At 52.2% G+C, this 24,411-nt stretch carries 20 protein-coding genes; 8 read left to right on the plus strand and 12 right to left on the minus strand.

Going from position 1 to position 24,411, the window contains the following annotated elements; genetic code table 11:
• Window positions 1–155: 155 nt before the first annotated feature.
• The 4 genes from ACR0BI_RS17455 to ACR0BI_RS17470 form a co-directional block, all read right to left on the minus strand.
• Complete coding sequence (locus ACR0BI_RS17455) at window positions 156–1,277, minus strand: SAVED domain-containing protein (RefSeq protein WP_480562666.1); 1,122 nt, start codon at window positions 1,275–1,277, stop codon at window positions 156–158.
• A gap of 162 nt (window positions 1,278–1,439) precedes the next feature.
• A complete protein-coding gene (locus tag ACR0BI_RS17460; protein WP_480562665.1) occupies window positions 1,440–1,964 on the minus strand; it encodes a Mov34/MPN/PAD-1 family protein in 525 nt (174 codons plus the stop codon).
• On the minus strand, window positions 1,954–3,681 hold the full coding sequence (locus ACR0BI_RS17465) for a ThiF family adenylyltransferase (RefSeq protein WP_480562664.1): 1,728 nt from the start codon (window positions 3,679–3,681) through the stop codon (window positions 1,954–1,956). Before ACR0BI_RS17465 ends, ACR0BI_RS17460 begins: the two co-directional genes overlap by 11 nt.
• The gene (locus tag ACR0BI_RS17470; protein WP_480562663.1) at window positions 3,681–4,922 is read right to left on the minus strand and encodes a nucleotidyltransferase domain-containing protein; all 1,242 of its coding nucleotides are present in this window, start codon (window positions 4,920–4,922) and stop codon (window positions 3,681–3,683) included. Before ACR0BI_RS17470 ends, ACR0BI_RS17465 begins: the two co-directional genes overlap by 1 nt.
• Window positions 4,923–5,386: 464 nt before the next feature.
• Between ACR0BI_RS17470 and ACR0BI_RS17475 the strand changes: the two genes are divergently transcribed.
• Window positions 5,387–7,126 carry a caspase family protein gene (locus tag ACR0BI_RS17475; RefSeq protein ID WP_480562662.1) on the plus strand — a complete coding sequence of 580 codons (1,740 nt, stop codon included), beginning with the start codon at window positions 5,387–5,389 and terminating at the stop codon, window positions 7,124–7,126.
• A 255-nt stretch (window positions 7,127–7,381) separates the two neighbouring features.
• On the opposite strand, the gene ACR0BI_RS17480 is transcribed toward ACR0BI_RS17475, so the two are convergent.
• Complete coding sequence (locus ACR0BI_RS17480) at window positions 7,382–7,897, minus strand: hypothetical protein (RefSeq protein WP_480562661.1); 516 nt, start codon at window positions 7,895–7,897, stop codon at window positions 7,382–7,384.
• 211 nt (window positions 7,898–8,108) lie between these two features.
• Between ACR0BI_RS17480 and ACR0BI_RS17485 the strand changes: the two genes are divergently transcribed.
• The 6 genes from ACR0BI_RS17485 to ACR0BI_RS17510 all read left to right on the plus strand — a co-directional run bounded on the left by ACR0BI_RS17485 (window position 8,109) and on the right by ACR0BI_RS17510 (window position 14,711).
• Complete coding sequence (locus ACR0BI_RS17485; protein WP_367935763.1) at window positions 8,109–8,333, plus strand: helix-turn-helix domain-containing protein; 225 nt, start codon at window positions 8,109–8,111, stop codon at window positions 8,331–8,333.
• 256 nt (window positions 8,334–8,589) lie between these two features.
• On the plus strand, window positions 8,590–9,285 hold the full coding sequence (locus ACR0BI_RS17490) for a Tn7 transposase TnsA N-terminal domain-containing protein (RefSeq protein ID WP_480562660.1): 696 nt from the start codon (window positions 8,590–8,592) through the stop codon (window positions 9,283–9,285).
• Window positions 9,282–11,420, plus strand: coding sequence for a transposase (locus tag ACR0BI_RS17495; RefSeq protein ID WP_480562659.1), 2,139 nt, complete (start codon window positions 9,282–9,284; stop codon window positions 11,418–11,420). The genes ACR0BI_RS17490 and ACR0BI_RS17495 overlap by 4 nt, the downstream gene beginning before the upstream one ends.
• A complete protein-coding gene (locus ACR0BI_RS17500) occupies window positions 11,413–12,405 on the plus strand; it encodes an ATP-binding protein (protein WP_480562658.1) in 993 nt (330 codons plus the stop codon). The genes ACR0BI_RS17495 and ACR0BI_RS17500 overlap by 8 nt, the downstream gene beginning before the upstream one ends.
• A complete protein-coding gene (locus tag ACR0BI_RS17505) occupies window positions 12,402–14,240 on the plus strand; it encodes a TniQ family protein (protein ID WP_480562657.1) in 1,839 nt (612 codons plus the stop codon). Before ACR0BI_RS17500 ends, ACR0BI_RS17505 begins: the two co-directional genes overlap by 4 nt.
• A 120-nt stretch (window positions 14,241–14,360) precedes the next feature.
• On the plus strand, window positions 14,361–14,711 hold the full coding sequence (locus ACR0BI_RS17510) for a hypothetical protein (protein ID WP_171181583.1): 351 nt from the start codon (window positions 14,361–14,363) through the stop codon (window positions 14,709–14,711).
• Between the two features lie 113 nt (window positions 14,712–14,824).
• On the opposite strand, the gene ACR0BI_RS17515 is transcribed toward ACR0BI_RS17510, so the two are convergent.
• From ACR0BI_RS17515 to ACR0BI_RS17545, 7 genes are all read right to left on the minus strand, one after another.
• Window positions 14,825–16,801, minus strand: a complete 1,977-nt coding sequence (locus tag ACR0BI_RS17515; protein ID WP_480562656.1) for a hypothetical protein — start codon at window positions 16,799–16,801, stop codon at window positions 14,825–14,827.
• Between the two features lie 453 nt (window positions 16,802–17,254).
• Window positions 17,255–18,064 carry an NAD-dependent epimerase/dehydratase family protein gene (locus ACR0BI_RS17520; RefSeq protein ID WP_480562655.1) on the minus strand — a complete coding sequence of 270 codons (810 nt, stop codon included), beginning with the start codon at window positions 18,062–18,064 and terminating at the stop codon, window positions 17,255–17,257.
• Window positions 18,052–18,954 (minus strand): hypothetical protein, encoded by a 903-nt coding sequence (locus ACR0BI_RS17525; protein ID WP_480562654.1) that lies wholly within the window; start codon window positions 18,952–18,954, stop codon window positions 18,052–18,054. Before ACR0BI_RS17525 ends, ACR0BI_RS17520 begins: the two co-directional genes overlap by 13 nt.
• A 52-nt stretch (window positions 18,955–19,006) precedes the next feature.
• The gene (locus ACR0BI_RS17530) at window positions 19,007–20,002 is read right to left on the minus strand and encodes a substrate-binding domain-containing protein (protein WP_010437236.1); all 996 of its coding nucleotides are present in this window, start codon (window positions 20,000–20,002) and stop codon (window positions 19,007–19,009) included.
• Window positions 20,003–20,058: 56 nt separating this feature from the next.
• Window positions 20,059–21,045, minus strand: a complete 987-nt coding sequence (locus tag ACR0BI_RS17535) for an ABC transporter permease (protein ID WP_174818509.1) — start codon at window positions 21,043–21,045, stop codon at window positions 20,059–20,061.
• A gap of 2 nt (window positions 21,046–21,047) precedes the next feature.
• On the minus strand, window positions 21,048–22,601 hold the full coding sequence (locus ACR0BI_RS17540; protein ID WP_480562653.1) for a sugar ABC transporter ATP-binding protein: 1,554 nt from the start codon (window positions 22,599–22,601) through the stop codon (window positions 21,048–21,050).
• 147 nt (window positions 22,602–22,748) lie between these two features.
• Window positions 22,749–23,420: a GntR family transcriptional regulator gene (locus ACR0BI_RS17545; protein WP_170663106.1), complete on the minus strand. Its 672-nt coding sequence runs from the start codon at window positions 23,418–23,420 to the stop codon at window positions 22,749–22,751.
• 106 nt (window positions 23,421–23,526) lie between these two features.
• Here ACR0BI_RS17545 and ACR0BI_RS17550 point away from each other — a divergent pair, with 106 nt between their 5' ends.
• Window positions 23,527–24,396: an SMP-30/gluconolactonase/LRE family protein gene (locus tag ACR0BI_RS17550; protein WP_480562652.1), complete on the plus strand. Its 870-nt coding sequence runs from the start codon at window positions 23,527–23,529 to the stop codon at window positions 24,394–24,396.
• Window positions 24,397–24,411 lie beyond the last annotated feature (15 nt).

A 24,411-nucleotide genomic window follows, 5' to 3' on the forward strand; every position in this document is an offset into this window, starting at 1 on the left:
GGCCCCGAAAACAAGTGCGGCGGTGCAGGTCGCGCCATCAATCTCTTTGCCAGCAACACGTTGTTTTTTATAGAATTGGACGGAAAGCGGTCGTTCGCTGCCAAGCATAATGGAATACCGAAGTCTATGTAACCAGACTTTCGATCCGCAGAGCGTCAAGTTTTATGCGATGGGTTAGCCTCAACCGACGTGTACCGAATTTTAGCACGCTCCACTCCAGCAACTGGCATCAGAACACCCCAAGGGTAGGCGGGACTCTCGCCGCGCTGATATTGGTAGACTACGATTTCAGGGAGGTTTCGTTTGTCATAGCGTCTGCCGAATGTGAAAACGACGCTGTTGGGGGCTGCAAACACTAGATTGATACGTCGCACTCCTTTATCGCTCAGTTGCTTTGCAACTTCGAGAAAGTTCTGCGCAAGCCGGTTCTGTTTTTTTTGCGACCAATGCGAGTCTGACGACATACCATCAAGCGTCAATCTGATCGTCGGTAGCGCAAAAGTCGTTGCCAAGTCCTCATCATTTACTGGATAAGAAAAGGTGATTGCCAAAATGACTTCCGAGGCATCCGAAATCGCGTCTAGCCCATCTACGACGAAGCGGGCACCATCGTCTTCACCTTCGATGTTGCGCCAGGTTTCCTGAAAGCGATCCCAGTCATAGACTACGATGGAGCCCTCGTCATCGAGCAGAACTCCCGTCAGAAATGTGTACGGGACCGGCGTCAATCCACCATAGAATGTCCTCACATCCGCCCGGTCACCGTCCATGCGGTATTGTTGAAAGGACCGGTGCATAGCCATGATGTCGTCCAAGGCCCTTTCTGGCTCCATCACTTTACCATCGAGCCTGTTGCGCAAATCCAGCAAAACCGGTGTCACAGCCCCGTCGTGACACTTCGCAATCGTGTCTGCCAATGCATTGCCATCATCGTCCCGCAGGCCACGCGCTTCGATCACAACGTTGCGCTTCTTTGATCGCACTCGGGCATCGCTGACGAATCTTGCGACTGCAAGTGTAAGACCCGCGATTATAAGGAGTAGTGCAATGCCTAAAATGGCGACATCGACGGTCTCGATCGCGGCACTTAATTTCTCTATACTTTCTGGCACCGCGCTCAGCGCAAGACGCAACAACTCAATGATCAAGGGAACGCCGCCATAAACAGCGATCAATAGTCCGAGGCCAGCTCCGATCAAATAACGTTCGATCGCAGCAACTCGAAACCACCAATCAATGAGTTTCGTAAGAAAGTTGTCGAAGTGTCGTTTCAGCATTTTAGATCGGTTCTTTCGCGTTGCCCGTTGTCAAGGACATTGGGTCATTTGGCAGTTTGGGCTAAGAGACGTTCTTGCAATTTCTTGAAACGGCGCTGGCCAGCGCGCGGCTCCAGATTTGAAGATTTGTGACTTTATGCAGTTGCTATCCATTGTTCGATATCAACTCTTGCCCATTTTCGGGTTCGTAGTTTCTATCTCAGGAAATCTCCTGGTCCGCTGGTTGCGCTCGGTAATCAATTGACCTTGCTCAGGCGGTAAACCACGTTGAAAAGTTGTTATGGTCGCTTGGAGCAATTCTGCACTCAGCATCCGGACAATTAGCAACGTGGCAAAAGACGGCCCGTTGTGTTCGACCATCTTGGTCATTGCAGCTACGTCGATATCGCTTGGGATCGGCGGGAATGTAGGATGAGAATGCCACTCGCCCAAATAGTCCACTCGTCCTGTTCGATCTGCGTGCTCAAGTAGTATCTTGTCGAGTTGCTCACCATGCGTAACAGGAAGACTGGCGAAGCGATTATGTGTCCCAACCTCAAGGTCAACTGTGAAACCTACCAGCTCAAATTCCCCAGGCCCAAGTTGTTCCGCAGCCAACCATCCGCCTATCTCTCGTCTACCACCTTTCTGCAAGCACGCCCGCATGGCATTCCAGTGAGTTGCGGGAAACCGGAGACTAAGTGTCATACACAATCCCTAGATGTTCCATAACTTTAGCCAACGCGAGTCCGCTATCCTCAGCATCCTCGCTGCCCCATCCGCCAAGAGAACTGTAGATAACGGGATGAGTGTCAAACGGATGTTCAAAAATCCATCCTCTCCGAAGACCGATATAATATGCTGGCTCCGGATGGACTCTCATTTCTGGAGTAGAAAGTGCATCCAAGGCATGTCGAGATGTTCGGTTGGCAATTACGCCGACATCACCATCTGAAGCGAATAATGGTTGATCTTGGTCGCCACCCTGCACCCCATAGTTATGCTGAAGTCCTTCTGGAGGTGATTTGTCTTTTGCTTCACACCATGCACTCAATTGGTCAGCTGCAAGGATAGGGGGTGGATCTTCAGTCGGAACGCTCCGAGCTACCAGCCCTCCAATCCCACCGGCGTAAACCCGCGCCCAAACAAGCGGCTTTCTTTGTTTCGTACAAATAGCCGCAGCTATGCGAAACACAGCGCTATCGGCCGTTGTTTCGATGACAAGATCACAGGAACTAATGATCTCGCCCAGTTTTGCAATGTTCTGAATTGTCGACTGTGACGTCAGACTCATTCCTAAAGCGGATACCCGCACCTTTGGATTTATTCGGCGTAGCCTTTGTTCGAGTGAAATCGCCTTGTGATGGCCTACGTCCATTTCATCCAGTTCGTTGCGTACCAAGTTGTCGGACCAAAGGACATCGTTGTCTAGCAACATGAAGTGCCCAACACCCTCGCGAGCCAGACCAGCGGCAATCTTGGAACCAAGCGAGCCAGCACCAATAATGCAGACGCTGGATTTTCGAAATATTTGGCCGTGTGACCTGCGCTCCTTAACCCGAGGTGGCTCGAACGTATAGAAAAGATCTATTTGTCTGTTTGCTCCGCTATGTCGAACCAGGAACAATACCTCATCCCTACCGTTCGACAAGACAACCGGCATTTCTTCAGATCTTGAAATCCACTCTCGCAACCAACGCGGTAGAAGCAAGTACAACTGCTTGGTAGCATTTTCCTGGGTAAGATCCGGTAACTTGTGAATTCCAGGTAGCCGATACAACACTCCATGAACGACTTTACCACCAAAGCCTGGGCCATCATTTGGAACACTAAAGTTGGATTCGTAGCCAATCGACGCAACTCGAGCGACAAGAGCTGCTTGAGTGCCGGTTGACGCAATCCGATGCTCAAGCGTCAGGCGAAGATCGGTGGCGCGTCCAGCCAGCCGATTTCTGAGCAGTCTCCTCGTTTCGGACGGCAACATGAAGCGTCTTTCATAACCCGCAAGCAATGACGGTAGATCGGAAGGATGATCACTTTCGACTACAGAAACAAAGTCGTTCGCTGGAGTGGCCTCAAGAAGCGCTTTCGCACTCCGAACCACATCTATGCTTTTGCAATCTGGATGCCAATTGTCGGGTCGATATTGGAGGCAAAGCTCACCACCTTCACCATACTGGTGCTGAGAAAGCCTCACTGTTTCATCTGCGGGAAGCACGAAGGGTGGTAAGTCTGGAAAAAGGGCGGGAAAAACTAGGCGTAGTGGTATTTGTCTATCCTCTATCACCAACGTAAATGACCACGATAACAGACCACTGCTGTTTTGACTGAAAACAGCTCCCTGGATCCAATCAAAGCTCGACGCCAACTCGGACAACTCTTCACACTCTTGTATCAGTCGCCCAATTATGGGCGCGTCAGGCATCAGCCGAACCCCTTTGGCTCCGTGGGTCTACGCTGTTCATCACCAAATACTAGGCCGGGCGATGAAGCCCCAGCTGCAGCAACGGGGGCAACAGTTGCAGCACGAGATCCAGCACTAGTAGCAACACGCAACCGAGCGGCGTCAACGATTGGATCACCAAGGCTCCGCGAAAGTTCATTCAGTACAAAATTCGCGTCACTAAACCCTCGAACTGCTCCGAAATGCTCTCGGGCAGCCTCCAGCCACTCGAAAAAAGCTTCCGCCCGTTCTGGGTAAGTTTCCCAGCGATCAGCAAAATTCTCAGAAGGGTCTGTCGGATTAGCGATCCAATAAACTCCACTCCGATCATCAATATGTTGAGGCATATCCCTTAGGATTTTTTCGATTGCCTCGGACACGCGATCTTCGCCGGCATACGCATGTGTTGATAGTGTTGTCAGAATGATACTGATCACCTTTAGATCTTGATCATCTTGCTTAGCGAACCACTCGTCACGATGCCGCTTCAAAATCATAATGGCCGATTGCAGAGGGGTACGAACCCGGAACACAGGTACATCTTCGACACTGGCTGTTACTTTGCCCTGCTCATCTAGGAAAGCTCGACGGCGTTGGTTTAACTGTTCAAGCTGTCTAGACTTAAACCAAGCGGCAAAGCCACGAGGATTACTTCCCGGCCAGTCGTCCGTGATAACATAATATGTTTCGGTTTTCTCTCTATCTGTAATTGCGATGGCACCTTCTGCAAGTGCCTCATTTGCTCGGTAAGATGAGAGGATAAGGCGCATCTTGCCCTCGTTAGGAACCGCAGGCAAAACATCCATGTGGAATTGTGCCCCATCGGCATAAACGAGGGTACAGCATCTTCTAGACTCATCGACTTTGTTCTGAATGCCACGAACCTTGCGATAAGCCTTCAACTCATCCTTTAACAGATGACGAAGCTCAGCCTGGCTAATTTTCTCTTTTGAGAGATTCTTGAAGGATACAACGATGTCGAGATCATAGTCTTCTTCTGCTGATGCTGGCTTGATCGGTGTTCCTAGGGCAAAAGAACCCTGGATATAAACATCAGGATCAAAATCGCGGACCTTAGAGCCATCGCGGTGCAAAAAGTCGCCTAAATCCTTGTATCGCTTTTCGACCTGTTCGAAACGATCTTGAGGAACTGCAAGCTCTTCGGCCAACTTTTCTACTGCAACGTTGTATCCGTATCCAATGCCCGAAGCTGTATTACTCATTTCACTACCACCTCAAATAAATTCAACTTTAGATGTGTTTTTTGTTATGTGCTTTCAACCCACAAGTCACCTGTCGCAAGCATTCTTTCGGTCAAATTCTTCTAGGAAAGCAGCTTCGTCGCGCACGAACGACTTTGGGCAACGCGCTGATCTAGCGGTCGCAGCGAACGGTCGCTTAGGTGGACTGCGCCACGGCGTTTGACCGTGCTGGGAAGGTTCGGTTTGGATCGCCCTATACTGAGCGGGAAATACCCGCCTATAAGATGCTACGCTCACTCCAACGTCAGTACAGAGCCTCCAACCGATGTGCAGCAAGTTTCTTGCGTGCATTCGGTTGCGATCTTATAGCAGGCGCTGAGACCCTCGGAGAAGCTTGCCTAAGCAAGCCATTCGCAAGCGCGCAATGTTGCGCTTTCGTACCATACAGGATCGCTTAGAATCTATGAATACTCGCGGAGCAGTGCGTGGTAACTAAATCGTCGAAACAGAACGGTTCCGACCAAGATCGCCAACGTCAAGCACTTGTCATAGGTGTAAATAAGTACCTTGGCCAAGAATTGAACAATGCAGTAGGTGACGCAACTCGCGTCGCAGGTGCGTTGGAAAAGCGCAGCTTCGTAACAACCGTAGTTAAAGACGCAACGAAAGAACAAATTGATGCTGCTCTCGAAAAATTCAAACTGATGGCCCAAAAGGCAGAGCAGGCGGTAATCTTTCTCGCGGGTCACGCAGTCGAACGCCATGGCAGTGGCTATTTCTTACCGGCGGATTTCGAGTTTCCTTTGCAACCAGCTAGTGTTCCATACACGGGTTTGAGCTTGAATGCATTCGTCGAGGCTACTGAAGGTGCTGCGTCCCGCATCGTTGTTCTCGATGCCTGTAGAAACTGGCCGCAAGATCCAGAAGAAGCGCGGCGGTCCTCAAACGACCTTGATGAACTAATTTCCTCTGAGCGCGATTGGCAGAATCTTCTACTCGCTTACTCCACGAGCGCAACACGCGAAGCTGGAGACGGTACGCCGGGCTCCGGGAGCACCTTCGCCAACTCTATGTGCGAACATCTTCTAAACCACAACTTGACTGTTGATGAATGCTTCCGGCGCGTGTCCCAAGATGTCCTCCGTCATGAACGCCGACAGCAGGCATGGACCTACTCAAGTCTGGCTGAGACCCTCTCTTTTTCGGATTTGCCGCGCTTTTCGGCAATTCAACGCCACGCCGTGCCAAACCCAAACTCCGAGGGCGTCTATGCTTGGTCAACGATCGACGTTGAGGATCGCGGCGTGATTGTCGGCCTTGACAATCAAAGCGCATGGCGCGTGAGAATAACAGGATTAGAGATGGTATTCAGTACAGGTAATGATGACCTAACTGGTGCGGTGGCAATCGACAAACATCTACTGCTCTCAGGTTTGGAAGGCGCGCTGTACCAAGCTGGGGCCGGCTCTAAGCCTATACTTGATCTGAACTTACAGTCCGTTAATGGCCTGAGCGCAAACGCAGCAGGAACGAATTTTGTCTACTACGGGGCAGACACGGTCTACTGTTTCGAAGTCATATCAGGCACTATCAATTCGACCGCCCAGTACGATCTAGGGTTCGAAGTTTATTTTTGTGTGTGCATGCCCGATGGCTCGGTGTGGGCGGCTGGCGCAAATGGTAAGATCTGCGAGCTCGATCCAATCAATCCAACCTCCAAAGTTCGCGATATTGCACAATTCTCTTATCCTTTGAACGCGATGGCGGTGACATCGACGGGAGAAAACATTTTCATCGTGGGCCAGCACGGGTTGGCTGTTGAGATTGACCAGCATAGACAAGAGGTGGCGCAACTGCTACCGGATCGAAGGTTAAAGACGGCAGCCGGCATTCGCAACCGACTGGTCCCTTTCGCTGACGACGATAGTATTTACAGATTTATTTTTGATCAGACAAAACTTGAGCCGAACGTTCGTGATGAGTTAGATGAGGTTATCGGCTTCCCAAACTACCCTGCGTGCGCTATTGCGCCGAACCTCCCAATTCTTGCGATCTCTACGGATGAGAGTAGCGTTATCCTCATCGACACTCGAGATCGACAAGTGTTTCAAGAACTAGATGTCGGCTCAGGCTACTCATCCATGGTGACAGGTGTGCATTTTCTGTCGGATAAGGAACTGGTGGTTATTGGGGGGCGAGGAGATGTAACTTTCTTCAGCGCTTGAGGTAGCACTAAGTCCTCTTTTTGTAAGGTTAAAGTGTAGTGGTACACCAATGCGGATATAAGAAGTTTGCCCAGCTATTGGTTGAAAAGCCCTGTGGGCTATGATTTCGATTCGCCCCCGACTTCTCTTGTGCAGCGAAAGGCAAAAATGCGGACTGCGGCTGCAGAATGGCCGCACCGTGTCGAACGACCACTTTGGGCTGTGCCGAAGCTAGAATAGGTCTGCTAGAATGCCCCTGAGGCGCATACGAAAAACCTACGGCGGCCGTGATGATTTTGAGAGTTTTCTCGGTCGACCTTCATAACCCACGATCAGCTTTTCGTCCTTAAGTAGATATAACGCCGTTTCCCACCGAATATCGAACGCTCGCGCCACCCTGTTGATTACCTGTGTCTCAAACCAGATGCGGCGCAGCTTTTGTTTTGGCACTTTGGGCCTACGAACACCGCGCTGCACCTCAAAGCCGCGTTCCCTAAAGAGTTTGGACAGCGTTGCAGGCTTCATCCCGTTTGCGTTGGCGATATCTGAACAGGTCTTTCCCCTTTCATACTGCCTATAGAGGCGTTGAACATAGTCGACGCCAAGCAAGTCCAGGAGCCGACGCACAACCATAGGGCTAATTCCGAGCCGCTCAGCAAATTCCCTATGGGTTTTGCTAAGTTTGAGTAGAGCGAGGAGTTTGCGGCGCAGGTATGGCTGCCACGCATTTGGCGTCTCTCGCAGGAAAATAGTCGAAACTCTGCCGCATTTTATTTCGACTACTGTGTTCAAGCCTTATCCAGTTTCTTCAAGGTCATAGATCTTTGTTTGCATCCGTTGGCGCAAAGCCCTCGGCGTTACAGCAGCTTAACTGATGACGGCCTGACATTGCATTGAATTTTTGAGGCGCAAATGTGTAAATATCAGAAATTAAACAATAAAAATGACACCTGTAAAGTCATTTGTTAGGTTTCGTTAACTGGAATCAGTCGGAACATTTCACATGACAGGGAATTTGATTGTCGATCTCGCCAAGCATGAGCAGATCAAGTGTGACCTTCGGCTTAAAGGCAGTTCATTGGCCAAGCTGAGCCGTGACATCGGTCGTTCCATTAGCTCAGTGTCTACTGTGTCACAAGGATACAGGCGCTCCGACTATGTTCAGAAAGCCATAGCAGAGAAGCTTGGGACCACTCCCGAAGCTCTGTGGCCGGAACGTTATGGATAACGGAGGTGCCCAAATATGAGCTAGCAACAACCTCATAGGAAGGAAAGAAAAAGGCCTCGCAAGCCACTACACCGCGAGACCCTTCTATTCTGTATCGATAGCTTACCGATACACCTTCTTCCCCCGCCATGATCGCAAAGTCAACTGTTTCGTCGTCGCTTTTGGCGATGAGGTGGCTTGGCTTTGCCCAAGGAACATCAAAAGAAGGTGGAGAGGCACGATCGGCCCAAGCTGGTCGGCGCTCCAAATCACAGACATGAAAGATGAAGATTTCACATTAACGGGCGAGATGTCGCCCGAAACCAGCCGTGCGACACGGGGTATTCCCCGGAGATCAACACATAGCTCCCGAGGCGGAGTTGTTATGCAATTGCCTGGGCAAAACCGCCCGAGGGTCGTTCAATTTGAAAGTAAACTGGAACAGCGCGTACTGTTTTTGCTGCTGGCTAACCCTGCAGTGACCAATGTTTGGGAACAGCCACAATTCATCAGCTACCGCGATCAATCAGGCAATCGGAAAACTCACTTCATTGATTTTTTGGTGGAGCTAAAAAACGGTCGTCGATTGGCCGTAGCGGTGAAGCCGTGGAAGGTGGTGTTGGAGAAGAATTTCTGCCGCGAGCTGCAGCAGATCCGCGCAGCTATGCGCAAGGATTTTGCCGATGACATCGTGTTAGTGACGGAGCGCGATTTCACCCGCGCAGAGGCCCTAAACGCACAACGTTTTGTTGAGTTCTCAAAGACGCGAAATTCGGAGCATCAGGCTCATCTCAAATCCATCATCTGTGACGTTCGTTTTCCAGTAACGGTCAACGAGCTGTGCCAGTTGTTGGGTCTCGGTGGCGCAGGGTTCAGGAGCATCGTGATTGCGGTCTTTGAAAACGTTCTAACGGCCGACAGAAAGCACCTGATTGATCTCGACACTCTGCTTTCGAAGGGAGGTGCCGAATGAACCTGCCTTTCAGAGTGAGTGTCTTTGGCCGTCTGACGATCGATGGCCGGAAGTACAAATTAGACCGGAAAACAGACTTTGGTTACCACTTCGAAGATTCTGATGAGACTGGTCGAAACTTGTCTCTCACATTCGACGAATTTGCCGAACTCCTTCAAAGGCCCGATGTGACCTTTGATCCTGGGTATTTTCTGCCTGAACGCCAAGATGTGCGAATGAGTGCTGGTGTTGAAGCAATAGCAAGCCTGCCAGATGAAGTGAGATCCGAGGTGGTATGGCGTTTCTCCTGGGTCGACGGGTTCTATCAATTTGAGCGAGTCGATGAAGCGAAGCGGACCGATTTCTCGCTTCAGAGCGTCATTCCTTCCATTGAGGCCCATGTAAACAAACAGGCGCGGGCTGCCCAAAGCAATTGGCGGAATCCGAGGGCCGGAAAGAAGAACGTTTATCGGGACCCACCCAGTCCAAGAACCTTAAGGGAATGGGTGAAACGATACGAGAAAGCAGGCGGCTCTCCGCTCGGGTTGATCCCAGGTACACATAGGTCTGGCAACCGGACTGCGCGGTTCTGCCTGGAGGCTTCGAGATTGCTGGGCGAATGCCTCGAAGCCTATTTGACCCGGAAAAGACTCACCAAGAAGAACGTCGCGGATGTGTGCCGGGACCGGTTTAAAAGTGTGAACGAGCAACGAGCGGTGGAGGGTAAGCCGGAGCTCACAATTCCTTCGCGGCGCAAAGTTGAGCGCGCACTTTCTGAGCTTGATCCGTATTTCACATGCGTCCAACGGCATGGCGTCGACTACGCCAATCGCAAGTACGCGCTCTATGAAGAAGGTGTCGCAGCAAGCTACCCAATGGAGCGTGTTGAGATAGATGAATGGTGCGTTGATCTAATTACGATACTTGCTGAAAGGGGTGCGCTGGATCACTTGAGTCCCGAAGAGCTCGCCAAGCTAGATCGTGGGCGTCGTTGGCTTTACCTCGCGATCGACTGTGCCACGCGATGTGTGGTGGGTATGAGACTGGCGGAAAAGCCGAATTGCCAAGACGCCATGGCTCTTTTGTCTGACATCACACGCGATAAAACGGACCTTGCGATAGCGGCTGGCTGCAAATCGACCTGGCATCACTACGGCGGGGTGAGTTCCCTGGTGACCGATCTTGGCGTTGCTTTTGTTGACGATGAGTTTCGAAGTGCGGTCTTTGATGCGCATGGGGTTGTTGAGACGCCTCGTGGCGGGCTACCGCGTTTGCGCGGGCGCGTGGAGCGTATATTTCGAACCTTTGGGACGGCCCTGATGCCGCTCCTCGCGGGTCGCACATTTTCCGATCCTAAAGAGCGAGGAGATTACCCTTCGGAAGAGATGGCTTCTCTTTCAGATGACGTACTGATGGAAATCCTCATCAGGTTCGTTGTGGACGTGTATCACAACATGCCGCACCGCGGGCTGAACGGCGAAACCCCCAATAATTGCTGGAAACGCCTCGCCGATAAAATGGGTATTGTCCCCCAGCTCGCAGAAACCACCCGACGCAAAGCCTTTGGTGTGAGATATCGCAGGCGTGTTTTTGGCAAAGGAGTGAGGCTGTTTGGCATCGACTATACCTGCCAGGCACTACGTGAGTTTTATGTGCACGACCGCCGCCGTCACGTTCATTTAAAAGTTGACCTGAACGATCTCGGTTGGATCATGATTCAGATCGGGAAAAAGTGGTATGCGGCGCGCGCTCTGCAGAAGTGCTTTGACGCCGTGTCTTATGAACAGTGGGAAGCGACTGCGCGTCAGCTGCGGCTGAAACACAAGGCCGAGGCCGTGCTTCAGGAGAAGACTGTCTCTGACGCATTGCATGCCATCATCCAAAAGACCTCCGATGAAGAGCGCAGGTTCGGGGCTGTCCTGAAGCGTCAGACACCGGCAGGGCTTAGACGGGCCAGAGAAGATCTGTTCCTGGGTTTGAGCATCGAAACGGATGATCCTGAAAGCTTTGACCTTCCGCCGGAGCCAGATCTATTCGGCCATTTCATCCCGTCAATGGACGAAGGAGAAGACACCACCGAGGACGCAGCTGGCCAGGGGCAAAACCCCACTGGGGATCGTCCCAGAATTTCGAAATGGAGGATTGAAGATGACTGATCTCCGCGGCGACCCGTCTGATGAGATTGACGCCCAGATTGCGCGTCTTCGAGATATGTTCGTTTCACACCAGGTATTCCACGATTTCAAACTTGTTTTTGATCGCCATCTCCGCCGAAGAAGGGCGGCTATCCGATTGGGTAGCCGAAGCGAGGCGCGTGGTCTTGCTCTGATCGGGGCGTCCGGCAGTGGGAAATCCACTCTCGCAGACCGCTTGTTTGACAATCATACGGACCTGATCCTGCCAACGGAGGGCTTGGACGTGGCGGAAGTGATCCGGCTATTGGTGCCGTCACCAGCGACGCTAAAGAACGTTGGCACGACGATCCTGTCCAGTCTGGGGTATCCGCTCGCTCGGGACAAATCGGTTGGGATCATATGGACGCAGGTGCGTCAGTTTCTCCAAATGCGAAGGACCCTGTTTGTGCATCTGGACGAGGCTCAGGACCTTTACATCAGCAAAGGCGTCAAAACCCGCAATGATGTGGTGAACACCCTAAAATCGCTTATGAACGATAAGGACTGGCCGGTTGGTCTTGTTCTGTCTGGCACGCCCGATCTGATCGAGATGATCAATTCTGATGTTCAGCTTAAAAGGCGCATAGATGTTGTGTACCTGGGTGCAGTGAGCTGGATATCCCACGAACCCGAGGTCACAGAGATCTTTACTGAGTTCGTTGAGAAGTCTGGTCTGACACATTCCAACGAACTTCAACAGGGAGAGTTTCTCAAGCGGCTGGTTCACGCAGGCGGCAATGAGTTTGGAATGATCATCGAAATGTGTCTGAGTGGGATAGAAGAGGCGCTCTACGACGGAGAAACCCAGCTCCGACTTGGACATTTTGCAGAAGCATTCCGGCGCAAGTCGGGTTGTATACCTGCTTTCAACCCATTCCTTGCCCAAGACTACATTAGCATAGATGTTAGGACCATCATGGGCTGGTTGGATCACGGCGACCCCTCGTTGGACGGAGGGTTTCAATGAAACGACAACTCGCTCTCACTCTGCCTCATCATCACATGGAGACGCCTGCTTCCTATGTCGCCCGACTGTCACGTCGCAATCTTAGTGTTACGAGGGAGTTCTGTTCAGATCTGGGTCTGAGATGGCCCCATATCTGCTCGGCCCATCCGGATCAGCTTGAGCGGCTGTCACAACTGGCTGGAGTGTCATTTGAAGCGTTGGAGTTGGCGGCGGCCAGATTGGTTGGCCCCTGTCGGTACCGCGTCGGGCATTCCTTTGCCACCTCCGGTTCGTTCCGCCGGGCTACCACCCGGATTTGTCCGAGATGTATTGTGGAGGCCAAGGAGGCTTCTGGTCCTGAGAACGCGTTCCAACTTCTTGAATGGTTGGTGCTGCCGATCAAGACCTGTGCCAAACATGGCGTACCGTTGCTCCAGCTTCCCAACGCGTCGCATGCGCATCTCACCTACGACGTGGTTGAGCAAGTGGCGCGTCACCAGGATCTGATCTTTGAGGCCGCTCAAGACGCAACAAATCTTGGGCGATCTTCGTTTGAAACCTACCTGAGCCGCCGAATTGACTTTGGGGTCGCTGATGACTGGTTGGACTCGCTGGAGCTGACGCATCTTCATCAGGCCGCTCTGACATTAGGTATGGCGATTGCTATGGACCGGGGCGTCTACCGTTCGGACTTGGACTTCGAACAAGAGCGTGCTTGCATGTCGGCTGGTTTCGAGGTTTTGAAGAGTGGGCCGGAAGCCCTGAAATCTGAATTGGAGCGTGCCAGGCGCCAGACTTCCTCTAAACGGTCTTATTTCACGACAGATATGGGCGAATTCTACACCTGGCTTAAGGAAACTGAAGAGGACCCGGCGCCAGCAGTCCTCAGGGCTTGTGTGCAGGATTTTGTGCGTGAAAACTATCCGCTGCAGACCGGCGCAAAAGTTCTGGGTACGGAAATCTCAGCGCCCAAACTCATCACGCTTGAACGCGCGCGGGAGCTACATGGGGTCGGCGAGGTTCGGGTGCGAGGTATTCTCGCCCATCTTCGCGGTATAAATGCGAGCGACCTGTCATACATGAAAGATGTCAGCCATGAGGATCTGGCTGCCGTGCTCGACTTCTGGTCTGGGTTGCAGAATACCAAATCCACCGCGGTCCAGCTGAATATCCATCCGGTCCATGTTAAGGCACTGATCCGGCATATTGTTCTGGAAGCCTATCGCTTTGGAACGTCTCTGCGCTATGTTCCATCGTCCTCGGTACAGACCTTGCTGACTAGGCTTGAAGGCCTGCGCATTGCCTCTCGGGCACGTCATAGGTTGCCCCTCTCGGAGTACAGCCGACAGAGCAGGGTGGCCCTGGCTCGCGTTGTCGCCGATTGGGCAGCAGGCCGACTGACCGGCGTTTGGAGAGATCCCGACGTAGAGGGGTTGGCTGGAATTCTTATAGACTGCGCTGAGATCTTGGAAAAATCGGAGCGCGTGTTTTCTGGTGATCTGTCGCTTCTGGATGCAGCGGCACGCTTGAGAATTAGCGTCGGGTCAATCCGGCTATTGCGAGATGATGGATACCTGAATCAGATAAGACTGCGAAACCCAGACACACAGCACTACCGTTGCTACATCACTGAAGAGAGTATTAAGGCTTTTGAAAAACACTATGTAACGCTGGGCCAAATGGCAGAGCAGTTTGAGATCGCCGCGATCCATTTGGGTCCGGCACTGGATCGTAAAGAAGTTGAGACAATCCCCTGCGAGGCTGGGTTTGTTCGTGCCTACCCGAACGAGACACGAGATGTGGTTCGGGAACTGATGATTGGGGGGGCAAAACGTCAATCTAAACTGACTGGTTGAGTCAACAAAAGCTGGTAGCGGAGCTAAGTTGATGCTCCGCCGCTCATGCTCATCAGTTTTAGTGGCGGTCCCTCGATTGGGCCAACTACGTTGAATTGCTGAACTGCGAGGTGAAGAAAAATGACTAGCAGTCGAAGAAATCTTACTGAACGGCTTCAACCAATATGGGAGGCTGTAGGCAGGCTGGGTGAGAATATTCCCGAGCTTAATCTACGGGCTTATCTCGATGAGATGTGGAGCGAAGGCGAAACAACTACTGCTTCATTGGGGACCGGAAAGAGCTCCGCTCGACGAGACGAAAAAATTGCGGAAGATCCTGAGGCTCAATTCAAGATGATTGCGGTCGCTTATGCCACTGGAGAAATGGATGAAATCGACCGGGTAGTTAACTACCTAGCATTCATACGCCGCATAAAAAAACAGGGTATTTACGAATTTGGGCACTGCAGTGATGAGGACCCAGATGGGTGACGATACAACCAGAAGGTGGCCCACGTGACACCCCTCAGAGGTGTTCACAGATTTCTGCAGGATTTCTCTTCGCACAAGGTTTTCTTGTGCGAGACCTTCAAACTCCAAAAAGCTCATCTTTCGGTAACATGAGGGTCGGGTTTGTTTTTCGACAGTGCATCCAATTGCTCAGTCAAAACTAGCCGAAACGCTTCGGCCTCTGACGCTACATTGGTATCTGGAGACGCATTCAATGTAGCTAAAATTCCGTCAATTTCGGCAATCGACGTCTTCAAAATGTCTATTGGATCGCCGCTTTTTTCCTGAAGATTTACTGTATAGTTAGCAAATACGCGGTTTAGCTGGACCAACGCCCAATAAATGGGGCTTTTCTGTTGATCAGAAATTGATTCCGCCAAATCTAGATATTCTTTTGCAGAAATTTCCATTCCGCGCGAACCATCAATACCTAGCTGGTAAATTCGCATCGAGACTATCGCTAAATCAATGCATGTGTTGAAAAGCTCAGCATGGTTGTTGGTTTTTCGATAATACTCAAATGCAGACATCCCAGCGAACAATGCATCCAAGTAGAGCTTGTGGTTAGCAGCTTCGTTTTTCTTATTTAGCCCGGCGAGTTGGCCGTAGCATGCGACCAGATTACGGTTAACCATCGCGTTCTCAGACGGGTAACTGTCTGGCGTAAATCTCTCTAATGATAGGAGGTATAACTTCTTGGCCTTCAGTAGCTTCGCTTTCTTTTTCTCTACAGTTTTTTCAAAGCGCGCCCGAAGTTTCACTGTATTTGCTATGTTGTTGCTGGTCATCGCCAAATCGAAAGGCATCTTGTCTGGATCAATGACCCTTTTTGCTTCGCTGAATGCCTTCTCAGCGAGCTCAAGGTTTTGGATTGCCTCTTTACCGGTGAGGCTATCTGATAAGTGTAGATAAATATTTCCGATATCGTTCTGTACCGCTTGATACTCAATAATTTGGCTATCAGGATTAACCAACGCCAACGCATCTCGCATTAGCTTCAATGCAAAATCGTATCCTTGATGTCCATAACGCTGTCCATAATTGGTCAACATCGGTTCAAGTGTGCTATGCATGTAAACGGCCATCTTATCACTGATCACCAGATAGCTGTTTGCCGCAGTTGAAAGTGTCCTGTAAGCTTTCTCTACGTCGCCACGCAAGAGAGAGATGTTGGCCTCGGTGGTAAGCAGTTTTGTATTCTCATCTAGTGCAGGTTTTAGGATACTTTCTTGATGAATTTCCTTTGCACTAGAGATTAAAGCCTCTGCCTCTTCCAAATCCAAATTTCTTAGAGCTTCTGAAGCTGCTGAGTGAACATTGTCAACGCGGGGGTTTAAGCCCTTCAAAGCTGCGATCTCAACTTTCAGCCGAGCTAGTTCATCAGACTTCAACGTAATATAGTTTACTAAATCGTCCTTTTCGCCCAAGTCCTTACCTCCAAATTTACTGGCAAGTGCTCGGAGCTCCGAAAGTGTCAAGGCCGCGGGCTTGGAAACAGCGGTTTCCAAGCCTCCCATTCGGCTAGCGAGATCTTCCAAAGTACTTCTGATAGCTTCTTGTTCTTCGGACCACTTTTTGCTCGATGATGCTATTTCATTCAGTTTTCGTAGCGTCGCTTTGGTTAGAGGGACTCGAATAGCCGCCTCCAATCGCGGATCGTTACAAAGATCCACCAATATTGGTTGGTATAGTTTCTTGAAAGCTGTGAAGTGCTCTGAGCGAAAGTCTGGATTTCTTGGAATCGATGCTTCAATACGTTTGTAAATCGCAGCTGCATCTAGTCCCACTTCAGCGAGGTCATCTGCATTTAGAATAGATTTTTCCAGCATCTGGGGAAGCAGTAGGCGTGCGTCAGTCGGTTTGTCAAAATATGGTTTTGCAAGTTCTTGGGCGCATTTCCGGTCAATCTCTTTCGCTAGTTTCTTGAGATCAGAGTTTTCGGATGAAAAAACATCAAACACATGTATCAAAGTATCTAGTCCGGCTCCGACTGCAGCGAGACCGGTTGGATCAACTGAAACGGCTGCTAGCGTTACCAAGACCTTGCCGGTCTTTAAAGATTTGTTAAGCATCGTTGCCTCATTAGAACTCAAAGAACGTGTAGAGCACGATACCCCTGCATTCAATCTCAGGTCGCGAAACGCTTCGAAGCTTGCTTGAAACTAGTTGAGTGCGCGACGCACAAAATTATGAAAAGCTCAACAAAAGACATGTGCCCTAGGTTGACGGTTATGAAGAAGTACGTAGTTAGTTAACGAGCATCCTGCATGAAAAGGCAGCCTTTGGTACTTGTTCCACTGAGCGGTCATCACTCAACCAGAGATCGCTTCACATAAAACCGCTTCAGCGATGTGCGCAAGTCGTCATCGAATCATCAAACATCCAATGGTTGCGGAATCTGGCGCTCGTTATGTCGCTCTCCGTCTACCGCGAAGCAGACAAAGCTGACCTTTTCAGCGCTTACTTCGATGCGAGGTTTCGTAAACTGGTTGCGCAACGCAACAACAATACTCGGATCTTGTACTCTACCAATCCGGGAAACGTGTCGCGAAAAAGCTGGGGAGTCGGATTGTAAACAGCCGCTGCAGCATGGATCTCAAGGAAATGCCCACTGTTATTTTTGCGGGGCTTCCATCCTCTGGAGCGTAGCCAATCGCTTGCCGTGTTTCGGTGATATCCCAGCGCATACCTGGGTTATCTGACATTAGGTTCAGGGCTGCGAAGGAAATATCCTTGGCATCTATTGCGGCGCGCATTCCGCTTAGAAAGTCCCGATCACTCAACCACATTTCCTGACCCCACCGGCCCATCGCCATGTGTGTGCCGGGTTGGTTGCCGTGAGTCCATTGCGTCCAGCCGATGCGCAAGCAGATGACCGACAGTCCGTGATGCTCGGCGAAATAGGCCCCTGTCCGTTCACAGAATAGTTTTGACATGCCATAGGCGTTTACTGGCCCTGGTGGTGTCGTGCTGTTGAGCACCTCATGCGTGAACCTTTTGTCGCCGTGAACCCAGTTGGAGCTGGCAAGAACCACGCGGCTGACGCCCATGGCTGCCGCATGGTGATAGAGAGAAAGCGTTGCATCCATATTGTGTTTGATCGCGGAGGCCCAAGTGGCGGAGGGCTCTCGGTCTCCGGCAAGATGCACGATAACGTCCACTCCCTTTAGCAAACTGACCCAACTGCTGTCGTCGGACAGGTCTGCGGTGTGAATGTCGGGATGATCAACGGGGCGAATGTCGATGCCAGAAACGGTGTAGTCGGGGTCGCTTTCTAGCGCGTCAAAAAGTTTGCGGCCGAGATGCCCACCAGCGCCTGTAATCAGGACATGCATGACAGGAACTCCTTGTTGTTTGTGAGCCCCAATGGCATTTGGGATGCATCTTCCTCCGCCAAGACGCGGAACGTCTGCCGAAAACTCAGCGTTTCATTTGGTGCGAGATTGCGTGCCGGGGAGTGCCACTCCGCTTCGCAATAGGCGTAATCGCCCGAATTAAAGACCTCAAACGGATTGTCGTGTGCAAATTGATCGCTCAGTTGCGGTTCTGGTACCGAGCACATCAGCAAGGGCGCATCAGAGCCGCACCGCACCAGTGTACGTCCGTTAGGGTTCGGCAGCCCGACCTTGAATTCCTGCTGTCTTATACAATCAGCAACAACGCTTGCCTCGTGTGTGGTCACAATTCCTTCGGCCGAGCCAAAAACAGGGTAAAACGCTGGATGATCCATTTCGACGCCGATCTTGGTAGGGGTGTTCAGCATCATGACTGACCAAATGCCGGTCAGTCGCGACGAGGTCCCATGGTTGACCACGATGTGTTCTATATGCCAGCTCTCCGCGGATGTCAGTGTGATGCGGCGCGACACCGACAAGTGCGAAGTCGGGCATATTGCGCTGGTCATGTCGATATGAGTGCTGCTTCTTGACGTGATCTGGTAAGCGCCGCTGTCCAACACGGGAAACGGAGCGCCGTTTACCCAGGATGCATCTGGGGCGATCCATGTCTTCTCTCCGCCCCAGAGCGGAAAACCAAATTGTGGAGAGCGTGTGGGCAGATCAGTAAGCCGTGTGTCATCGACCTCCAACCCGATGAGATCTGCGTTCTGAAATAGGAGGGAGCGACCTTGGAAGTTTATATCCCATAGGCGGCCCCCGATGCCGGGCAGGAGTGTCAGCTGCAGATAGTTTTGCTGAAGGTGAAGAACGCTCCATCTGTCCGACATGTACCCCCTCCTATCGGTTTCCCGGCGCGATCGAATGCGCCGGGACAATCCCTTAGGTGTGCTTGAACTGGACGACGTTCTCGGCAGTAATCGGCATAACCCCGGTTTCAACGCGCTCGGGTAGAGGATTGATGCCAGCCGCCTTCCAATCGGGCAAGACCTTCAGCGCATCAGTGTTCTGCCAATGCATCATGTGGAAGGCGAGAAAGATCTCCAGATAGGATTTCTGAGCCACAGCGCCGTGAATTGTGCCGTCTTCGATATAGGGAAGCATATCATCATTTCGGTCCATCGCGACGATTTTGATGTCCTTGCGTCCCGCCTCATTGACGGCAATTGCCGCGCCTTTGCCGCTGTCGCCGTCCGTGCCGCCAATGCCAACAATATCCGGGTTCGCCTGAATTGCCTGAAGGTAGGCTGTCGGCGCATAGGACGGGTCGGCCTTATCGTTGACGACGTCGACGACCTCGATATCTGGGTATTTCTCAGCAAAGATTTGTTTGTACCCCTCGACCCGCTCCAATGTGGAGGGGGCAGGGAAAGTGCCGAGGATAACCTTGCCTTTCCCGCCAATCGCTTGCGCGAGCATTTCACCTCCGACACGTCCTGCCTGAACGCCGTTGATACCAAGGAATGTGGACCGGGGACTGTCGGGAATATCGCCAATACAACATGTGACCGGAATGCCCGCCTCGACCGCACGTTCGACGCCGGGAGCCAGAGTGGCCGGATCACCGGGGAAGATAAGGATGCCTGCGGGACGTCTTGCGATCAGTTCATCCAATTGGCGTGCTTGTGCGGCCGTGTCGAAATCCAACGGGCCGGTGAATGTGGCCTTGATGCCCATTAACTCTTCAAGGTCTTCCATCGCATTGCGATAGTCCACCCAGAACGGCACCTGCGTTACGATGGACAGGAACACATACTCTTTGCCGGCCGCTTGTGCCATGGCTTCTTTGGACAGCATGGGCAGTCCGAACGCTGCGGCCAATCCAGCGGTGGTACCCGCTGTCAGCAGCCTGCGCCGATTCACATTCAATTCAGTCATCGTAGTCTCCCTGTTTTGGATCTTTGGTAGTTGTTGGGTTTTGGAAAGCTTATGGATTAGCCCCGTTTGCTTCGGATCAGCATGTCCAAGGCCACCGCTGTAACGAGCACACCGCCGATGACGATCATCTGCCAGTAGATCGATACGGCCAGCATCGTCATAGTGTTGTTGATCAACGCGACAAAAACGACGCCGAGGAAAGCACCGAGAATAGTACCTTCGCCGCCGCGTAGGGATGCGCCACCGATGACCGCAGCCGCCAGAACCTGAAGTTCGATACCGTTGCCTGCCGTGGGCGTACCGCTCATCAGGCGGGAGGCCAGCAATACACCCGCCAAAGCAGCCAGAATACCGGTCAGTGCGTACAGAATGATACGCACGCGTGTGACATGGATGCCTGACAACATCGCGGCCTTTTCATTGGCGCCGATGAAATAGACCTGGCGGAAAAAGCGTGTATGGCGGACGGCCAGGTCAAACAGGACGACGAGCAGAATGGTGAACAAGACGATTACCGGAAAGCCGCCTATGTCAGCTTTACCGATCCAGGCAAATGATGCCGGCAGGCTTGAGACAGAGAAACCTTCCGTCAGGACAAGAGCGATGCCTCGCGCAATCGACATCGTGCCGAGGGTTGCGATAAGCGGATTGATCCCGAGGCCGGTCACCAGCAAACCGTTCACTACGCCGACAATTCCACCCAGCACCAATCCGCATACAACAGCGAGCGGAATTGGCATGCCGGTCAAAAGCAGCATGGCTACGACGGTAGAAGACAAAGCCATAACCGATCCAACGGAAAGATCGAACCCGCCGGATGCAAGTAGGATCGCCATACCGATCACGATGATCGCGGTGGGGGCCATGCCCACGGCTACGGCTCGAAAGTTCGAGAAGCTGAGGAAATAGGGATTAACGTTGGACATCACGATGATGATGGCGGCGATCAGAACGATCAGCGTCAGTTCACGAATATCGACAAAAGCTTGCAAAACACGGCGCAGCAGCGGACGCTTCATGGGCAAGTTGGCTTGAGCGGTCATGGTCACGTCGCGACTCCTGATTGATTGGATTGGGGCGCATCAACAATTGGGGCGGAATTTCCGGCGGCCATTTGAAGAAGCGTGGTTTCGGTTGCCTCAGCGGCTGCGATGTCTCCCATGAGGCGACCGTCGTGGACGACAAGGATGCGGGTCGAGAGAGAGACAAGTTCGGGAAAATCGGATGACACGACGAGGATGGCCATTCCCTCGGCTGCTCGACGCAAAAGTTCCGTGTGGATTTGGAATTTGGCTCCGACATCGACCCCTTTTGTGGGCTCCTCAATGATCAGAAGAGCTGGCGCGCGTTTGAGCCACTTGGCCAACATAATCTTTTGCTGATTGCCCCCTGAGAGATCACCAACAAGTTCGTTAATCCCGCTGGTTTTGACACTGAAGGCGTCAATGGCTGTTTGGCTGGCTGCTTTGATCGAGCCCGAACGCATGAACCCAGCGGACGCATGATCGGAAAGACTCGCCGCGATCAGGTTGTCGCTGAGTGATTGTTCCAGAAAGAGGCCTTCAGTCTTGCGTTCTTCGGGAACAAACCCGACCCCAGCACGCATCGCCTGCCGCAAGGACGCAAAGTTAACAGGCTTGCCGTGAAGTCTGATCTCCCCGGTCGCGCCATGCATCAGCCCGACAATCGATCGAACAATCTCGCTGCGGCGAGCGCCCATCAACCCCGCCATGCCTACAATCTCTCCGGCTTTAATGGAGAAGGAAATGTCTTCGAATTCACCTGGATGGGTTAGGTGTTGGACATGCAAAACCTCTTCGCCGTTAACCTTACCTGACCGCGTGACATCACCGGGGTGAGCGCCGCCGATCATCTCGGCGACGACTTGTTCCTGAGAAGTTTCCGAAACCGGTAAAGTGCTGATGTGGCGCCCATCTCGCAAAACGGTAATGCGATCCGAGATCTGGAAAATCTCGGCCATATGGTGGCTGACATAGACGATGCCAATCCCTTTTTTTGTCAGGGACTTTAGGACTTCAAATAGTACGTCTACTTCGTCGGGTGCCAATGCCGATGTCGGTTCATCCAGCAAAAGGACGCGGGAATTCAACGACAGAGCCTTGGCGATTTCAACAATCTGGCGGGAGCTGATCGGCAAGTTTTCCACGGGTGTTGAGACGTCGATATCCAGACCGAATTCCGCCAGCAACGCCTCCGCTCGGCGGCGCAGTTCGGGCCAGTCAACTACGCCGAACCGGGTGGGTACGCGGCCCGCGTAGATGTTTTCCGCGACAGAGAGCGCGCCAGCGAGGCTGAGCTCTTGGAAAACACAGCCGATGCCCAGGGATTGCGCGTGCGATGGGCTTTCGACTCGCTGTTCCCTGCCGTCGCACAGGATACGCCCAGCAGAGGGTTGGTGAAGCCCATAAAACAGGCCGAGACAGGTGGATTTTCCGGCGCCGTTTTCCCCACAAAGCGCGTGAACTTCGCCGGGTCTCAATTCAAAGTCGACGCCATCCAAAACAATGTTCGTGCCGAAGCTTTTGCCAACCCGATCCAGCTGGATCAGTGGCTGTAGCCCCGGTGAATCAGGCTTCATTACTGGCGTCATACAAGCTTCCTCCCGCCTTTTGATTGGCATCTGATATCTCAGATGTCAACTGAAAAAGAAAAGACCGGGAGGTGCCCAAGAGAAAGGGGCGGCGCCGTTTTGGCCCGCCCCCGTCACAACGAAGCTACGTTTTTGCTAGGATGCGGTCGCTCCTTCGAGGACGATGGCGGCGCTTTTGTAGGCCTGTCTGGTGCGGTCAATATGCGCAGTGAGAAGAGATTTGATTTTGGCCATGTCGCCTTCGCGAACGGCAATAGCGATTTTCGAATGCTCATCGAAGGAGAGCTCAGTATGCTGTGGCAGCTTCGCCAAATGGGTTCGCAATGCGGCAATCTTACCGATGTAGCGTGTATAGCTGGCCGTCAGGTAGTCGTTACCTGCATGTTCAAAAATCAATTGATGAAATGTGGTATCCAGTGAAAGGTAGCCCTTTTCATTACCTCGCCTGCGTTCTTTCTCCATGTCCTTCACGACACGCTGCATGTCGCCGGCAAGACCTTCCGGGTTCCGCAACAACGCAAGTTCAAAGGCGGCAGTTTCGATGGCCTGTCTGAAATCGCAGATCTGAGTCACTTCCGGCTCAGACAGTGAAAAAACACGTGCGCCTTTTTGAGGCTCGATACTGACCAACCCTTCGTCACGTAGTTGAGCGAGTGCTTCGCGGACCGGCGATTTCGATACGCCCAGCTCTTCGGAGATTTTTCGCTCCGACAAAACCTGACCCATTTTCAGGGAGCCATCGATAATACTATTCCGCAAGTGTTCCAGTGCGAGTTCACGCAAAGACTTGGGTCTCTCAAGCGCCATCTGAGGATATCTCCAAAAAAAGGTGTTGCCAGATGCAAGATATCTGATACACCAGATTAGGCAAGCTGGTATATCAGATATCAGAATGTACTTAGGAGATCAAAAAGTGCGCGCAGAGTTGGTCGTCGATTGTAAGAACCTGCACGGGGAAGGGATTTTCTGGAATCCCGCCGATGGCCTTATCTGGTGGACCGACATTGAGGGCTGCGCGCTTTGGTCATTTGATCCTGCAACGTCAGAAACCGCCTCTCATGAAATGCCGGAGCGTGTGTGTTGCTTCGCGCCGCGCGCGTCTGGCGGTCTGATTGTTGCTTATGCGGATCGAGTTGTCTTGTTCGATTCGCCCAATGGCGAGGAAACCCTCGTGGCACGGTTCGAGTCGAGCAATCCGGAGACCCGGCTGAACGATGGGCGAACTGATCGCCAGGGGCGATTGATTGTTGGAGGCATGAACGAAGTTTCTGGTAAAGCCGATTCGTCAGTCATCTGCGTCGATAAGGATTTGAGTGTACGGACGATTATCGAAGGGGTGTCTTGCGCCAATTCTACTTGCTTTACGTCCGACGGTGAGACGATGTACTTCGCGGATACCCCGGATCGGGAAATCGTCGCATTTGATTACGACGCCCGCAGTGGAACCGTTTCGAACCGTCGGCGGCATGCTTCTTTCAATGATGAGCCTGGCTTGCCTGATGGGTCCTGTGTCGATGTCGAAGGGGGCGTCTGGAACGCCGAATGGGAAGGCCATCGCGTTGTTCGCGTCGCACCTGACGGCACGATAGATCGCGTGATCGAGGTGCCGGTCTGGAAGCCCACCTGTTGCGCTTTCGGTGGCCCTGATCTCGACACGCTGTTCATCACGACCTCAAGGCTGATGAGTGACGAAGCAGCTTTAGCAAAAGAACCGGAATCCGGCGGCCTCTTTGCTGTGACACCTGGCGTTCGTGGCGTGATCGACGCGCCATTCAAAGGATAACCAACGAAATTCTGG

The sequence above is a fragment of the Ruegeria sp. E5 genome, from assembly GCF_056534105.1.

Excerpts from the sequence above, each read along its gene's own strand:
- ACR0BI_RS17455 (WP_480562666.1), bottom strand. The coding sequence starts at position 1,277 with ATGCTGAAACGACACTTCGACAACTTTCTTACGAAACTCATTGATTGG.
- ACR0BI_RS17460 (WP_480562665.1), bottom strand. The coding sequence starts at position 1,964 with ATGACACTTAGTCTCCGGTTTCCCGCAACTCACTGGAATGCCATGCGG.
- ACR0BI_RS17465 (WP_480562664.1), bottom strand. The coding sequence starts at position 3,681 with ATGCCTGACGCGCCCATAATTGGGCGACTGATACAAGAGTGTGAAGAG.
- ACR0BI_RS17470 (WP_480562663.1), bottom strand. The coding sequence starts at position 4,922 with ATGAGTAATACAGCTTCGGGCATTGGATACGGATACAACGTTGCAGTA.
- ACR0BI_RS17485 (WP_367935763.1), top strand. The coding sequence starts at position 8,109 with ATGACAGGGAATTTGATTGTCGATCTCGCCAAGCATGAGCAGATCAAG.
- ACR0BI_RS17490 (WP_480562660.1), top strand. The coding sequence starts at position 8,590 with ATGAAAGATGAAGATTTCACATTAACGGGCGAGATGTCGCCCGAAACC.
- ACR0BI_RS17495 (WP_480562659.1), top strand. The coding sequence starts at position 9,282 with ATGAACCTGCCTTTCAGAGTGAGTGTCTTTGGCCGTCTGACGATCGAT.
- ACR0BI_RS17500 (WP_480562658.1), top strand. The coding sequence starts at position 11,413 with ATGACTGATCTCCGCGGCGACCCGTCTGATGAGATTGACGCCCAGATT.
- ACR0BI_RS17505 (WP_480562657.1), top strand. The coding sequence starts at position 12,402 with ATGAAACGACAACTCGCTCTCACTCTGCCTCATCATCACATGGAGACG.
- ACR0BI_RS17510 (WP_171181583.1), top strand. The coding sequence starts at position 14,361 with ATGACTAGCAGTCGAAGAAATCTTACTGAACGGCTTCAACCAATATGG.
- ACR0BI_RS17515 (WP_480562656.1), bottom strand. The coding sequence starts at position 16,801 with ATGCTTAACAAATCTTTAAAGACCGGCAAGGTCTTGGTAACGCTAGCA.
- ACR0BI_RS17520 (WP_480562655.1), bottom strand. The coding sequence starts at position 18,064 with ATGCATGTCCTGATTACAGGCGCTGGTGGGCATCTCGGCCGCAAACTT.
- ACR0BI_RS17525 (WP_480562654.1), bottom strand. The coding sequence starts at position 18,954 with ATGTCGGACAGATGGAGCGTTCTTCACCTTCAGCAAAACTATCTGCAG.
- ACR0BI_RS17530 (WP_010437236.1), bottom strand. The coding sequence starts at position 20,002 with ATGACTGAATTGAATGTGAATCGGCGCAGGCTGCTGACAGCGGGTACC.
- ACR0BI_RS17535 (WP_174818509.1), bottom strand. The coding sequence starts at position 21,045 with ATGACCGCTCAAGCCAACTTGCCCATGAAGCGTCCGCTGCTGCGCCGT.
- ACR0BI_RS17540 (WP_480562653.1), bottom strand. The coding sequence starts at position 22,601 with ATGAAGCCTGATTCACCGGGGCTACAGCCACTGATCCAGCTGGATCGG.
- ACR0BI_RS17545 (WP_170663106.1), bottom strand. The coding sequence starts at position 23,420 with ATGGCGCTTGAGAGACCCAAGTCTTTGCGTGAACTCGCACTGGAACAC.